Annotated in this window: 12 protein-coding genes; 6 read left to right on the top strand and 6 right to left on the bottom strand. The window is 53.7% G+C overall.

Going from position 1 to position 14,419, the window contains the following annotated elements:
• Window positions 1–161 precede the first annotated feature (161 nt).
• On the top strand, window positions 162–1,130 hold the full coding sequence (locus NOU37_02500; GenBank protein ID MCQ4574104.1) for an ABC transporter permease: 969 nt from the start codon (window positions 162–164) through the stop codon (window positions 1,128–1,130).
• Window positions 1,131–1,485: 355 nt separating this feature from the next.
• Here NOU37_02500 and NOU37_02495 read toward each other — a convergent pair whose 3' ends face one another.
• The 3 genes from NOU37_02495 to ligA are packed head-to-tail and all read right to left on the bottom strand — an operon-like array spanning window position 1,486 to window position 6,241.
• Window positions 1,486–2,796 carry a TldD/PmbA family protein gene (locus NOU37_02495; protein ID MCQ4574103.1) on the bottom strand — a complete coding sequence of 437 codons (1,311 nt, stop codon included), beginning with the start codon at window positions 2,794–2,796 and terminating at the stop codon, window positions 1,486–1,488.
• A gap of 4 nt (window positions 2,797–2,800) precedes the next feature.
• Entirely contained in the window at window positions 2,801–4,168 is a 1,368-nt protein-coding gene (locus tag NOU37_02490) for a TldD/PmbA family protein (GenBank protein ID MCQ4574102.1), read from the bottom strand.
• Between the two features lie 45 nt (window positions 4,169–4,213).
• Window positions 4,214–6,241, bottom strand: a complete 2,028-nt coding sequence (gene ligA / locus NOU37_02485) for an NAD-dependent DNA ligase LigA (protein ID MCQ4574101.1) — start codon at window positions 6,239–6,241, stop codon at window positions 4,214–4,216.
• Window positions 6,242–6,437: 196 nt separating this feature from the next.
• On the opposite strand from ligA, the gene NOU37_02480 reads away from it, so the two are divergent.
• The 3 genes from NOU37_02480 (at window position 6,438) to NOU37_02470 (ending at window position 8,249) form a co-directional block, all read left to right on the top strand.
• Window positions 6,438–7,154, top strand: coding sequence for a hypothetical protein (locus tag NOU37_02480; GenBank protein ID MCQ4574100.1), 717 nt, complete (start codon window positions 6,438–6,440; stop codon window positions 7,152–7,154).
• 14 nt (window positions 7,155–7,168) lie between these two features.
• Complete coding sequence (locus tag NOU37_02475) at window positions 7,169–7,405, top strand: small basic protein (GenBank protein ID MCQ4574099.1); 237 nt, start codon at window positions 7,169–7,171, stop codon at window positions 7,403–7,405.
• A 97-nt stretch (window positions 7,406–7,502) separates the two neighbouring features.
• On the top strand, window positions 7,503–8,249 hold the full coding sequence (locus NOU37_02470; protein MCQ4574098.1) for a DUF1571 domain-containing protein: 747 nt from the start codon (window positions 7,503–7,505) through the stop codon (window positions 8,247–8,249).
• On the opposite strand, the gene selB is transcribed toward NOU37_02470, so the two are convergent.
• The 3 genes from selB to NOU37_02455 are packed head-to-tail and all read right to left on the bottom strand — an operon-like array spanning window position 8,246 to window position 12,210.
• Entirely contained in the window at window positions 8,246–10,162 is a 1,917-nt protein-coding gene (selB, locus tag NOU37_02465; protein ID MCQ4574097.1) for a selenocysteine-specific translation elongation factor, read from the bottom strand. The two genes, NOU37_02470 and selB, sit on opposite strands and share 4 nt — an antisense overlap.
• Window positions 10,162–11,574, bottom strand: a complete 1,413-nt coding sequence (selA, locus tag NOU37_02460) for an L-seryl-tRNA(Sec) selenium transferase (GenBank protein MCQ4574096.1) — start codon at window positions 11,572–11,574, stop codon at window positions 10,162–10,164. The genes selB and selA overlap by 1 nt, the downstream gene beginning before the upstream one ends.
• 9 nt (window positions 11,575–11,583) lie before the next feature.
• A complete protein-coding gene (locus NOU37_02455; protein MCQ4574095.1) occupies window positions 11,584–12,210 on the bottom strand; it encodes a hypothetical protein in 627 nt (208 codons plus the stop codon).
• 329 nt (window positions 12,211–12,539) lie between these two features.
• On the opposite strand from NOU37_02455, the gene NOU37_02450 reads away from it, so the two are divergent.
• Window positions 12,540–14,009 carry a thioredoxin family protein gene (locus NOU37_02450; GenBank protein MCQ4574094.1) on the top strand — a complete coding sequence of 490 codons (1,470 nt, stop codon included), beginning with the start codon at window positions 12,540–12,542 and terminating at the stop codon, window positions 14,007–14,009.
• Between the two features lie 11 nt (window positions 14,010–14,020).
• Window positions 14,021–14,344 carry a thioredoxin gene (gene trxA / locus NOU37_02445; protein MCQ4574093.1) on the top strand — a complete coding sequence of 108 codons (324 nt, stop codon included), beginning with the start codon at window positions 14,021–14,023 and terminating at the stop codon, window positions 14,342–14,344.
• Window positions 14,345–14,419 lie beyond the last annotated feature (75 nt).

The following is a 14,419-nucleotide window of genomic DNA, read 5'->3' as shown; positions in this document are numbered from 1 at the left end:
CACGCGGGCAGGGTGGAGGGAGAGCTGTCCAGGGCGGAGTCCTCCTTGGATAAAATGTTGTTCCTGGCGATGGGCGGCAGGGACCGGGCGGATGACACACCGGTTGCCGCCGGAATGTCCCCTGCGGGTGGGCAGGTAGTAAGCCAAACACGTAAAAAGACATGAAGGAAATAAAAGCCTCCAAGGCCTCCAAAGTAAAGGCCATTGCGCTTGACTATGCCATACTCATCGCGCTGGCCGTGATGTCCATATACTACGCGGTAGACGCGCGGGGGTTCCCCACCCTTGAGAACCTGACGAATATACTCAACCAGAATTCCGTTTACATAATACTCGGCCTGGGCCAGACGCTTGTGATTCTAACGGCGGGGATTGACCTCTCCGTGGGTTCCATACTTGCCTTGAGCGCGGTCGTAGCCGCTGACGTGTCAAAACACATGGCCGGGTATTCGTACGGGCTGATACCGGTTGTGACCCTTGTTGCCGTGGGAATCGGCGGGCTGCTTGGCGCGTTTAACGGGGTGATGATTACGGTCTTCAGGATACCCCCTTTTATAGCCACGCTGGCCATGATGACCATGGCGCGGGGCATGGCAAATATCTACTGCGACGCGAGGCCCATCGGCCATCTCCCCATCGAGTTTAAGTTGATTGGCACGGCCTCGGTGGGGGATATCCCCGCACCCGTGTTTATAATGGCCGCGATTGCCGGGGGGTTGTTTGTAATTACGCGCTATACTGTGTTTGGCAGGTACGTCTACGCCGTGGGGGGCAACGAGGAGGCGGCCCGGCTCTCGGGGGTTAACGTCGCGTACACAAAGTTCTGGGTCTACGTGATAAGCGGTATGTGCGCGGGCGTCTGCGGGTTGATACTCGCCGCAAGACTCGGCTCAGGCGACCCCAAGCTGGGGTATATGTACGAACTCATATCAATCGCGGCCGTGGTGCTTGGCGGCACCAGTTTATTCGGCGGCAGGGGTTCGGTGATAGGCACCATTTACGGCGCCCTATTTATGGGCGTGCTTGAGAACGGACTTTTACTCAAGGGCGTCTCCACGTTCTACCAGTGGGTCATAAAGGGCATCGTCATCCTGATAGCAGTCATAATGGACGAGCTGAAACGGCGGTAAATATTTGTTTGTCGTGGTCGAGCCTTCGGCCTGGAGGGCCTCAGGCCGAAGGCTTGCTCGACTATTATTGGTAGACGTAGGCAATGATATTTACGGTCGTTGAAGCAGAGTAAACTCTGCCGCCACAATAATATTTCTGTAGCTGCCTGATTTATCAGGCAATTTATACGCGCCCCATAAATGGGGCAGCTACAATCGAATTGTAGGGGCGACTCCCTGTGGTCGCCCTTTGTTTTTTTCGTGGCAGCAAGCTGCCACGCTACATTATGATGTACAGGCAGAATGATGTACAGGCGGAGTAAACTCTGCCGCTACAGTGTTGGCGGGGTAATCTTTGCCGCTACTATATGGGGAATCAGCCCTCCTGGCCTATGATGCGGAGGTCCTTGAAGTAGAACGGGGGGATGAGGTCGGAGCCGTGCCACTCGGCCTCGGAGCCGATGGCGATTATGTTGTTAAAGGTGTCGAAGACGTTACCGGCTATCATACAGTCCTTTACCCTGCCCACGAACTCGCCGTTTTCGATGAGGAAGCCGAGGTCGATGTTTACGGAGAATTCGCCGGCCAGCATGTTCGACTGGCCGCCGCCGAGCACCTGGTCGACCAGCACGCCGTAGCGGATGTCCTTAATCATGTCCTCCAGTTTCATGTCGCCCGTCTCGACAATCACGTTTGTGCAGCCCGGTGAGGGCTGCGACGTAAACCCGCGGCTGCCGCTGCCGGTCGTCTTTGTTGACATAATTCCGGCCGTCTGCAGGTCAAAGAGGAAGTTCTTGAGCACTCCTTTTTCAAATAACGGTGTGCGCTGGGACGGGGTGCCCTCACCGTCCAGGGGGTAGCTGCCCGTGGCAAAGTCTATAGTCGCGTCGTCATAGATTGACACCCTTTCATCCAGGAGCTTTTCTCCGAGTTTGCCTGCAAGAGGCGAGATGCCTTTTTGCACCAGCTTGCCGCTGCAGCCCATCTCGAACGTGGCAAGGAGGAGACTCATGTTTTTTGCCGCGAAGATGACCGGGTATTTCCCCGGCGGGACACGGACCTCCTTCTCTGAGAGGCGCATCTTCTCCAGGGACTTCGCCACATGGCCCATGAGACCGGTCGTTATCTTCCTTGAACCCTCACCCTCGGATATCGCGATGAGCCCCTTGTCTTTCATCAGCATGACGTTGTAGCCCGTGCCGAACGACGTTGACGCCTTGGAGACGTCCAGCCCGTTGGAGTTCAACAGCCTTCTCTTCCACACGGTAGTGCCTATGTCCACACCGCAGAGGTACTCGGGGCACACGGCCAGGGATTTCTCTATGGCCTCTTTTCCCCCGGAGATCGCGTCCTCGGTGGGGTAGTCCACCACGGCTTTATCGAATATCTTTATCTCGGAAAAGGCGCTCTGGCAGGGAAACTCAAACTGGGCCTCCTGGCCGAACTTAGCAGACCGGACGGCCTTGCCCACAAGACGCTCCGGGTCTCCTAGGTCCGTGGTGGTGGTGAAGCCTATCCTTCCTTCCTTTATCACCCGCAGGCCGATACCTTTTACGGAGTTGCTGGTTATGTATTTCAGCTTGTTATTCTCGAAGCTGACGGATTTCGATTCGCCCTGCTCGAATATTACCTCTGCGGAGTCGGCCTTCTTTTTGGCGAGTTCCAGTACCTGTTCTTCTATCGTCATGTGATTATGTTCCACCGATTACCACGTTTCGAATCCTTATGTGCGGCCCGCCGTCGGAGACCCTGAGGGGCGACTGTCCGCCCTTGCCGCAGCCTCCCAGCCCGCCGAAGAGGGCCATGTCGTCGCCTATGGCGTCGATGTCCATAAGGGTCTGGAACACGTTCCCCGTGAGCACCACGTCGCGGAGTCTTTCCGCGAGTTTACCGTCCTTGATACGGAATGCCTCGGCGGCGCTGAAGGTGAACATCTCCGTGTTGGTCATGCCGCCCACCGAGCCTATGCAGTATATGCCGTCCGGCGTGTCTTCGAGCATCTTTTCAAACGTCCAGTTCCTCGGCTCTATGTATGTATTGGTCATCCTGACGATCGGTTCGTTCGCGTAGCTAATGGCCCTGGCGTTGCCGGTGGGTTTTTCGTCCATCTTTATGGCCGTCTCCCTGGAGTGGAGGCGGCTGGTAAGTATGCCGTCCTTTATGAGGTAGGTCTTCTGTGTCGGGGTGCCTTCGCTGTCGTATTTGTTGTAGCCGGCCTCTCCCGCCAGTGAACCATCGTCTACTATGGAGAGGTCGTCACGGCCGAAGCGCTTGCCAATCTGCATTGTCTCCTTCAACTTCTCGTTTTCGTAGATAAAATCTCCCTCGCTAAGGTGGCCGAATGCTTCATGCGCAAAGACCCCGGAGAGTCTGGGGTCTGCGATGACGGTATATATACCCGCTTCCACCGGTTTTGCCGCCAGTTGTTCAATAGCCTTGCGGGCCACCTCTTCGCACTTTTCCTCAAGACCCAGGACGTTCCGGTATCCCCTGAGATCGCCGACCGATTCCCACGCGCGCTGAACGTTCATCCCGTCTTTGGCCATGGCGAGCACCATGGCCCCGCAGAAGATTGTCTCCTGTACTATTAGACTGCCTTCCGAATTGCCGAAGCAGGTTGTGCCGTGACCGTCCGCATAGCGGACGCTAGTGGTTTGAATGTCTTTGTGTGAGAGTATGATGTCATTATATTTCTTGCAGAGGTCGTGTTTGTCGTCGAGTGATACGTCTTTCGGGTCTAACTCGACCTGTGGTCTCACGTGGTCTGTGGTTGGAGGTACGGGCACCAGAGACTCGTCTCCACCACCCAGGAGTCTGGCCTGCTCCACGGCGGAGTGGACGTAATCCGTGAGATTCTCTATATCGTTAAATGCGGTGAAGCCCCACCCGCCGTTGACCAGCGCCCTGACGGAACCGCCGATAACGTTGCCCTCCGATATAGTCTCCAACTCCTTGCCGACATAGTTTATGCCGGTGGCGTATCCTTCCTGGAGCCGTATCTCAATGTAATCGTAATCGGCCTTCGCCGATTTTAGTGCACTTTTTATCGCTTGTTCCATAGTTACGCCTCGTCCGGTATGGGTAACATCTTGTGCGCACAGGGTTTAGGTGGGGGGCGCGAGTTTCTCAAGCTCCGCCTCACTGAGCACTTTTATGCCCAGTTCTCTGGCATTATCGAGCTTCGAACCGGGTGACTCCCCCGCTACAACGAAATCCGTCTTCTTGCTTACGCTGGAGGAGACACGGCCTCCCATACGTTTTATCAAATCTTCCGCCTCGCTGCGAGTGTATTTTTCCAGTGTGCCGGTGATGACGACTGTCATGCCGGCAATCTTAGACTCCTCCGCCCGCCTCTTTTTCTTGCGCCTTTTTGTGTTTACCCCGGCATCTTTTAGTTTTTTTATTATAGCTCCGGTGTGGTGGTCAGAGAAGAATTTGACTATACTCGCGGCCATAACGGGTCCTATCTCTTGTATTTCTTCCAGTGCCTCGGGTCTTGCATGAGCCAGTTCGTCTATGGAACCAAAGTGTTCGGCCAGCACCTCTGCGGAGTGTGTTCCAACGTGCTGTATGCCCAGAGCGCATATCAGCCGGTCGAGGTCTCCGGTCTTACTCTTTCCTATCGCCTCTATCAGGTTTTGGGAGGACTTTTCGGCCATCCTCTCAAGGCCTGTCAGGTCGCTGAGTTTAAGGTGGTATATGTTTGCGTAATCTTTTAATAGCCCCCTGTCTACCAGTTGGTCTATTATCGCGGGGCCGAGACCCTCGATGTCCATTGCGCCACGACTTGCAAAGTATCTTATACGTCTCTTGGCCTGTGCGGGGCAGAGCGGGTTATGGCATCGCAGATAGACCCCTTCACCTTCCTTGCTTGCCTCTCCGCCGCATTCGGGGCAGGTCCCCGGTGGTTTAAAGACCCGTTCCCTGCCGGTGCGCTTTTCCTTTATGACCTTTACCACCTGCGGAATGATCTCTCCGGCCTTCTGCACGGCTACGTAGTCGTTTATCCGGATGTCCTTTCTTTCCATCTCCTCGAAGTTGTGCAGGGTAGCCCGGCTCACGGTCGTGCCCGCCAGATGGACGGGTTCCAGATGGGCCACGGGTGTGATTACCCCTGTCTTTCCTACCTGGAGGGCCACGTCCTTTATCCGTGTTATGGCCTGTTCCGGGGGATATTTGTACGCTACCATCCACCTCGGCGCCTTACTGGTCGCCCCCAGCTTCTTCCACTGGTCGAAAGAATTTACCTTTATGACTATTCCGTCTGCCTCGTACGGCAGTTCCGCTTTCCTCGTTCTCCACTCCTCGCAGTACCTGTAGACGTCATCAAGGTCATTGCAGGTCCTGTTGTACGGGCTTACCGGCAGACCGAGTTTTTTGAAGGTCTTCAGGCAGTCCATCTGGGAGTTGATTGTGGTGCCTTCGTGGTATCCGATACTGTGGGCGATGAATTTGAGGCGCCTCTTTGCGGTGAGCTTCGGGTTGAGGAGTTTAAGGGAACCTGCTGCGGCATTTCGTGGATTCGCGAACTGGGGCTCTCCATTCTCTTCTCTCTCCTCGTTCAGGGCCTGAAGGTCCTTATTTTCAAGATGAACCTCACCCCGCACCTCTAAGGAGGGAATGTGCTCTCCGGGAGACTCCAGTCTTAGAGGTATGTTCCTTATGGTTTTGAGATTTGTGGTTACGTCGTCTCCTTTGTAGCCATCTCCCCTGGTAGCACCCCGCACAAAGACACCCTTTTCATACATAAGGGTCACAGCCACGCCGTCTATCTTGAGCTCTGTGACGTAACTTATTTTGCGTGCCTCGTCCTCGCCCAGGAGCCGGTGGAGGCGTACTGTAAATTCTTTAAGTTCTTCACTGGTACACACGTTGCCTATACTGAGCATCGGCACCCGGTGTTCGATAGTGGCAAATCCTTCCAGTGGTTCTCCACCCACCCTTTGGGTAGGTGAATCGGGGGTGATGAATTGTGGATGGGCCTTCTCCTGCCTCTGGAGTTCCCTCACCAGCTGGTCGTATTCGTAGTCTGTTATCTCGGGCTGGGTCTCTACGTAGTACTTACGGTCGTGATAACGTATCTGGCGACGTAACTCTTCTATCTTTCCCCGGATATGTTTTTCCTTGACCATAGTGCTAAAAACAGGGGGGCATTTTCGCAGGACTTAGAATATCGATAGAGTATATCATTTTTCGGGGTACTGTCAATAAAGGCTTGACTTTGATGTGTATTTTGCTATAAATCACGGTTAAGCCTAGTCTTGGGAACAAGGGTGGTGCTTTTCTAAGTTGAGGGGCGTAGGGTACTTATACATAAGGAGCTTGTGAATGGCGAAGGGCAAGCCAGGTAAGACCTTTTTCGAGGTATATGGCTCACAATCACACAAGGGCAGTGAGGTACCGGTCAGCGGCAAGGCCGGCAAGGAAAAGATAATCGAAGACTTCCCTGTTTTTGAAGGCGAAGACCTTATTGTTATTTCCGACATAGCCGAAATACCTCCTGCGATGGGGGGAGGTTCCGGCAAGGGCAAGGTGGTTGCGATAATCATAGGCGCCGCATGTGGTGTGGGTCTGGCGATTGGAATGTTCTTTTTGGGTCACAGTCTGGGGAGTGGAGCCAAGCCCCCCAGTGATGAGATAACGGTAAAGGCCCCCGGGAAGACTACGGCTCCGAAGGTAATACAGGAGTCTGGCGGTCCGGAAAGGCCAAAGATCGTTAAGAAGCAGGAAAAACAGGTTGCGAAAGCACCTGTGCCAGTCGTTGCGCCACCACCTGCGACTACGGACACATGGACTCTCCGGATAATCTCATATTCCGACGTGCAGAAGAACCTCGAAAGGGCTGCTGCCGTGGCGGATTTCTTGCAGAATGCTACCGGTTACGATGCCTTTGTGGCCAGGTTGGGTAACAAGTTGGTGGTATGCCTTGGTGAGTTTGGCTCAAAGAGAAGCCCCGACCTGTTGGAACTGCAGAAACAGGTAAGGGCGTTTGAGTATGAGAACAGGAAGCAGTTTATAACCAGTTATCCGGTTCGTTTAAAATAGAAGAAGGGCAAGACGTGAGTATTGACAAAAGTCTGGTAATAAGAGGCAGGTTGGGCAGGACTCGCAACGTGTTAAGAAGGGCCGAGCGTGTCAAGATGCTGGAGACCGAAGGCAGGTGGAACGAAGAAGAATCTGTATTTGGTCTGCCCAAGGTCAAGTCTATGCGTATAAAGAAGAGAAGTAAACCCGCGGCAGAAAAGGAACAGCCTAAAGAGGAGGAAGCGGCTCCTGAGACTGAGGGCGCTAAATAGGCGGGTTTTTTTGAGGAGGTGGTGGTTGCAAATGTATTTGTGTAAATTTTTTGGGGTTGTTAGAGCTGTTTTTGTGGTAGCAGGATTGTCCTTTGCCATGGTTAGTCTTTCTCCTTGCGTTAGTTCGTGGGCGGAGGCCAACAAACCTCAGGAGCAGGAAGACCTGACTTGGCAGGTGGAACAGGTCATGCAGATATTAGATAAGGCCCGGGAGAGTTACGCCAAACTCAAGGACTATACAGCCCTTATACATAAAGAGGAATACAAGGACGGGGAGCGGGTAAAGGACGAGGAGACGATAATAAAGTTCCAGAAACCGTTTAAGGTATATTTGAAATGGCTCTCCGGCAAGAATAAAGGCACGCAGCTCCTGTTCGTTGAGGGGAAGTACGACGACAAGCTGATAATCCGCAAGGGCGGTGGTTTTCTCAAAAAAGTCTTTGGCACTATGGAGATGGACCCCAACGGTTTTTGGCTAAGAAAGTTTACCAAACACTCTATATGGGAAGTGGGCTTTGCCGGGGTTATTGATACGTCATATAACGCGTTTAAGAACGCGCAAAAACAGGGCTTTGTCTCCGCAGCCCAGGTCACCATGTCCGAAATTGAAGGCCGGCCTGCTTACAAGCTGGTGCTGGTAGTGAACGAAGAAGGCGAAGAGAACGGCTTCTACTGCCGCAGTTCTATACAATACTACGACACCCAGAGCAACCTCCCCATTAAGGCGACGTTCTGGTTGTGGGAGGATGATACCGCGGAGATACTCACCTTTAGTGACGTAAAGTTGAACGTGAAGTTGCCGCCATTCCACTTCGACAAGGATAACGAGGAGTATAAGTTTTAGGTGTTGTAGAGTACCCTTTTGTCTCCCACTCGCTTTGTGAGACGTATGCTGTCGAAGTGTTCTAAGAGCGGTACCATGTATTTGCGCGAGGTGCCGACAAGGTCTCTGAATTCCGCCACCGTTATTGCCCCTCTTTCCCGGATTGACTTTTCCAGACTTTTTTTCAGCTCATCGATGACTTTGGAGTGAAAATAGAGCCCCGGTTTCACCTCAATCAGCGTGCCTTCTTCTACCAGTATATTGAGAAGTGACCGGAACCTGTCCCTCTCAGAGGGGTTTTTGGGGGATATCTTTTCCAGGGACGGTGGGGCAAACTTATCTTTCAAAAAGGAGTCCTCTATCGACTTCATGGTCTTCTTGTCCGGTTCGGACAGCTCGACCCGGTGGCCGGTGATGGCAAACCTTTGCCCTGAGGAGGTAATGGCGCCTTCCTTTTGCAAATCCGCCAGGACCCGTGATATCAACTGGCCGGGCATGTCTTTTGGCATCCTTGTTCGCAACGCGGCATCTTCAGCCCCCCTTTTCATCGGATTCGCCCGGTGGTATTCTTCCAGGCGTTTGAGGATTTCAGCCCGGGTGGCCGACAATGTTTGTTTGTGTATGCTGAAAGCCCTCGAATTCTCTTTCATGTTCACGAGGATGCCCTTCTCTGTAAGCTCATTGATTATCTCTCTTGTCCTGGGGAGAAATATGTTGAGGAGCCTCGAAATCTCTTCATCAGAGAGAAGATAGCGGCCGGGTTCAAGAAAGGTTTTTTCTATGATCTCTTTTTCCGTTCCCTCATGCAGGAGCCGCAACGGCGCCAGTGTCTCCTCTTTTAAACGCCGTAGTTTTCTGGTGTGCGTGCTCCTCAATACTTCTCCGCCGCCGATGGTACGGCAGGGGGAATAGGAGCGTATCACGTAGTGTTCGCCTCTTTCAGCTACAACCGGTTCCTCAAGCCTGTATTGCACGAAGGCGTTTTCTCCGGGTTTCAGCACCTCTTTGTCCAGTAACACGGCCCTGCCCATCACCTCGCTGGTGGCGATGTGAAACCTGATCCTTTCCCCGTTTCCGAGGGGCTTGCGTGCGGTAGTAAGGTAATTGAGGTAACCGTCCACCATCCGTACGGGTTCCAGATAGCCGGGAACGGAAAGCTGGTACCCCCTGTGTATCTCGGACGTCTTGACCCCTGAGAGGTTGAGCGCGGCACGTTGACCGCGGTGCGCAAAACCGGTCTTCTCTTCGTGGACCTCGATACCCCTTACCCGCGCAGTCTCTTTTGTGGGCAGGATTTCCACCTCATCGCCTACCCGCACCTCTCCGCTGGAGACCGTACCCGTTACCACGCAGCCAAAACCCTGGATGGTGAAGGCCCTGTCGACGGGGATACGAAAGACGCCGTGGAGTTGTTCCTCCTGCAGGCTGAGGATAAGTTCTTTGAGGGTTTCCCTGAGTTCGGGTATCCCTTCACCTGTGACGGACGATACGACTCTCATCGGCGCGTCCCGGAGGAAGGTCTTACTTACTAGAGCTTTTACGTCTCCTTTGACCAGTTCAAGCCAGTCTTTATCCACCAGGTCTTTTTTTGTGATCACGAGCACCCCGTGTTTTATGCCCAGGAGTTCCAGTATCTCAAGGTGTTCAACCGTTTGCGGCATCACGCCGTCGTCCGCGGCAATCACCAGCACGACCAGGTTGATACCGGTCGCCCCTGCCAGCATGTTCTTTACGAAACGTTCGTGACCGGGCACGTCCACGATACCGGCCCGGAGGTCTTTATCTATATCCATGTAGGCGAAACCCAGGTCTATGGTTATACCGCGGGCCTTTTCCTCCGGCAGGCGGTCGGTGTCGATGCCCGTAAGGGCGATAATGAGGGCGGTCTTTCCGTGGTCAATGTGCCCTGCCGTACCGATAACTACTTTCTTCACTATGCAACTCCACCAAAAATTCTCAGGATGGCGTTAAGGATTTCTTCCACGTCGGCCCTGTCGGTTACGGTGCGGAGGTCCAGGAGCAGTCTGTCGTGTTCTATGCGTCCGAAGATAGACGGGTCATTTTGCCTGAGCCTGTCGGAGAGTTCTTGCGTGCTGGGTTTTTCTGTGTTTATGAAGATAAGTTTTGTAGGGATTTCTTCCCCGGGCAGTGAGCCGCCACCGACGGCCGAGGTACCGTCTTCCAGGGTGGCGTTTATCCTGCCGTCACTCCTCTTGGAAAGCTCCTTTATAAATCGTTTAGACTCTTTTTCTATTTCTTTAAGCGGCCTGGTGAGCATTTTGAGTATGGGTACGCGCCGCGCGGCCTCAGGTCTATCCGTGTAGAGTTTTAGTGTGGCTTCAAGAGCGGCTACGGTCAGTTTGTCGACCCTCAAGGCCCTTGCGAGCGGGTTTCTCTTCATCAGGTCAACGGACCTCTTCTTTCCCACGATGAGCCCGCCCTGGGGCCCGCCCAGCAGCTTGTCGGTGCTGAAGGTGACTATATCCACGCCAGAGCTTACAGCCTCCACCACCGTCGGCTCGTAAGGGAGTCCATACGTCTCCAGGTCAAATAACGCGCCGCTGCCCAGGTCATACACCACCAGTATCTCAAATTCCCGGCCCAGCCGTACAAGCTCCTCTATCTTTACGGAAGTGGTGAAACCCACGATACGGAAGTTGCTTGAGTGGACATTGAGGAGGAGGGCGGTGTCGGGCGTTATTGCCCCTCTGTAGTCGGATATGTATGTCCTGTTTGTGGTGCCCACTTCGACCATTTTTGCCCCGCTCTTGGCCATCACCTCCGGCATGCGGAAGGACCCGCCAATCTCTACCTGTTGAGAGCGCGATATGACGGCCTCTCTGTCCCTGGCAAGTGTATCCAGGGCGAGGAGCACGGCGGCGGCGTTGTTGTTTACCACCATCGCGGCCTCCGCGCCGGTGAGAGCGGTTACAAGGGCCTCGATATGGTCTCCCCTGGAGGCCCTTTTGCCGGTCGAGACGTCCACCTCCAGGGAACTGTAGCCCTTTGCTATCTCCTGTAGGTCTTTAAGGGCCTCATCGGCCAGAGGGGAGCGCCCCAGACCGGTGTGCACCAGGACGCCGGAGGCGTTGATGACACGTCTTATAGGCAGCTTTCCCCTCTCAATCAGCCTGCCCTTTACCAGGGGGAGTATGGATGCGGGGGATAATAATAGGTCTGTATCCGTATTCTCCGAACCGGCGATAGACTCCCTCAGCCCGTCCAGCACCTCTCTAATGGTGGAGACGACCAGCGGCCTCGGGTAACCGGCGCAGAATTCGGATATTTCCGGCATCTCCAGCAGCGCGCTTACAGAGGGTATGTTTCTCAATTCTTTCTTGCTCATCTTATTATTTTATTGTGAGAAGTGGTACAGTATAAGTCCCGCACCGATAATTAACAGCACGGAGCCGATAATTGTTTTCTCGTGGTGTTCCAGCCTATCTAATCTTAACCGTTGTACCCCCTTGTATGCAAGACCGGTTAAGAGAAGCATGCCTATGGCGTTGGCCGCTGCCAGCGCCATACCCATGAGGGCGAGTGACGACAAGCTGAAGTTGCCCACAACCAGAAACATCGGCAGGAGTTCCACGCATGGCGATAGGGTTACCATGGTGAAGAGTGAAACGGCGGCCGCCCTGTCGGACAGGGCGGGGTCGATGGGTCCGTGGTTATGCGTGTGTTTCTTGCTTATACTTATATAGACGAGGCCCATCGCTATCAGAATAACGCCCGTTATTACGTCTGTGGCCTCAGCGTACCGGGCTACCTGGAAGCCCAGAAATGCCACCATCACACCCATGGCGGTGGTCGCCAGTGAGTGGCCAAGGCTGCTTACGGCGGTTACGCCCAGTGTCCTGGTCAGCGACCAACCCTGACTCTTACCCACCAGGGCAAACGGTATCCAGTGATGGGGGAGTACCGCATGAATCAGGGCTATGGTAAAGACAGCGATAAAGACGCTTATGTCTGGTTGCTCCATTTGTTTTTTGTATTATAGTGATTGCGATGAGCAGGGGCGACCCGCCGGGACGCCCATACTGCCGAGAATCTCAGATAGTACTCGAACGACCTTGGCTGTCCCTCATCTTAGCGCAACAATATTAACAGTTCTCGTCCAACCTTTCAATTAATAAGGAGTTAGGGCTTTGGTCATAAATTGTGGATTATGGGTGCGCAGGTCGGGTATACTATATCCTTTAAGAAGTCTGGGAATAGTGGAATACAGCGGGCCTTTCGTGAAATGATATAAATAAGGCCTTGGGAAAAGGCAGCTTGAATGACAATTTTAGAAAAATTTCTGAAGCCTTTATGATGAGTATAGGCCCAAAAAAGGCCATAAGGAGAAACCTCGCCATGAGGTTGATAGCGGCCTCTATTTTCATCCTGAGCACGTTATATTTTGTGGTATATGACCTGCCCGGCGCGGGCACTTACGTGTCCGATGGATCTGTAGCGATGGCGGCGGAAGAAGAAGTAGTAGGAGTAGTAGGGGGTGAAACCCCTCCCCCGCGGCCAGAGCGGCAGGAGAAGTTTACCGGCGTAATGGAGAAGTACGGTCTTGCATTGGCCATCGTCTTTGCGTTCTGGTGGGGATTGCTGGCCAATGTGGGTTCACCCTGTGTCTTTCCGCTTGTGCCGATAACCGTGGCCTATTTCGCCACCCAGGGTGAGACAAGGGGCAAACGTTATACCGTGCTTCTGGCCTGTGTGTACGTACTGGGTATAGCTACGCTGTTCGCGCCCCTCGGGGTGGCATCTGCCATGGCCGGCAAGAATATCGGCGCCCTTATGGGCAATCCTTTCTTCATCGGACCGTTTGTGGCCTTTCTGGTGGCCATGTCCCTGAGTATGTTCGGGCTTTATGAGATAAAACTCCCCGGTTTTATAACGAACCGCGTGTCCGGTGCCGGGCAGAAGACGGGCATTGCGAGTACGTTTGTTATGGGGCTTGTACTGGGTTTCATTGCCGCCCCCTGTGTGGGTCCGTTCCTTGCCTCCATTCTGGGATTTGTCGCCACCACGGGCAGCATACCCATCGGGCTTATTACCCTGTTCAGCTTTGCCCTCGGTCTGGGTATGCCGTATCTGTTTCTGGCCATCTTCGCCAAGTCCCTGGCGGGGCTGCCCGGGGCGGGGGAGTGGATGATAAGGGTGAAGCAATTTGCAGGGATGATAGTGCTGCTGGTTGCCGTCTGGTTCATGTCTAAGGTAGTTCCCGTGGGTATTGCCATGGTCCTGGGCGGAATGATCCTTGTGGGTATGGGCGTCTTTTTAAACATCTTGACCTGGAAGCAGGTAACAGTCTGGAACATAGCTGGCAGGGTGATCGGCATACTGCTGGCACTTGGGGGGGCTTATGCTCTTTACCTGGGAGTACTGGGGGTGGGCGGTGTGCTAAGAGAGGCCCCTGAACTTGGGCCTGTGAAAGGCATAAAGTGGGTAACGTCTTTTGATGAAGGCTTGAATCTGGCCAGGAAAGAGGGTAAACCGGCCTTTGTAGACTTCTATGCCGAGTGGTGCACGGACTGCAAGGTGATGGACGCGCAGACCTGGTCGAACAAGGAGGTGATAGAAGAGGCCAAGAGGTTTGTGGCCATAAAGCTGGATTGTTCTGAGGACGACAGTCCTTACAATAAACTCAGGATAGAGAGGTTCAAGTCCTTTGCCATGCCCTTTATGGCCTTTTTTGACTCGAAGGGGAATTATCTTGAGGATTATTCGATTGAGGGTTATACTGGCCCCAAAATATTTCTTGAGAGAGCTAGAGCGATAAGATAGGAGGGCCAAATATGGCAGGGGTATCATCCATCAATGATGACAGTTTCAAGAAAGAGGTGCTTGAGTGCGGCACCCCCGTCCTTGTGGACTTCTGGGCCACCTGGTGTGCGCCCTGCAAGCAGATGTCAGAAATCCTGGAGGGGCTTGTCGATGACTACAAGGGCAAGGTGAAGATAGTAAAGCTTAACGTGGACGAGGGCACGGGCACCGCCTCGCAGTACGGCGTAACCGCCATTCCCACCCTGGTCGTGTTTAAGGATGGTAAGGAGGCCGAGCGCATGGTGGGCGTGGTGGCAAAGGACAAGCTGGAAGAGAAACTCAACGTGGTTGTTTGACAGCGTTCCACGTTGCCGGTTCAGGGCTACAGGCACAACGTCCTGGATAAAATGTTGATAGAAAAGGGCAGTCGC

Source organism: Candidatus Bathyanammoxibius amoris (assembly GCA_024451685.1).
Lineage (GTDB): Bacteria > Planctomycetota > Brocadiia > Brocadiales > Bathyanammoxibiaceae > Bathyanammoxibius > Bathyanammoxibius amoris.
This window is presented reverse-complemented; position numbering and strand designations above follow the sequence as displayed.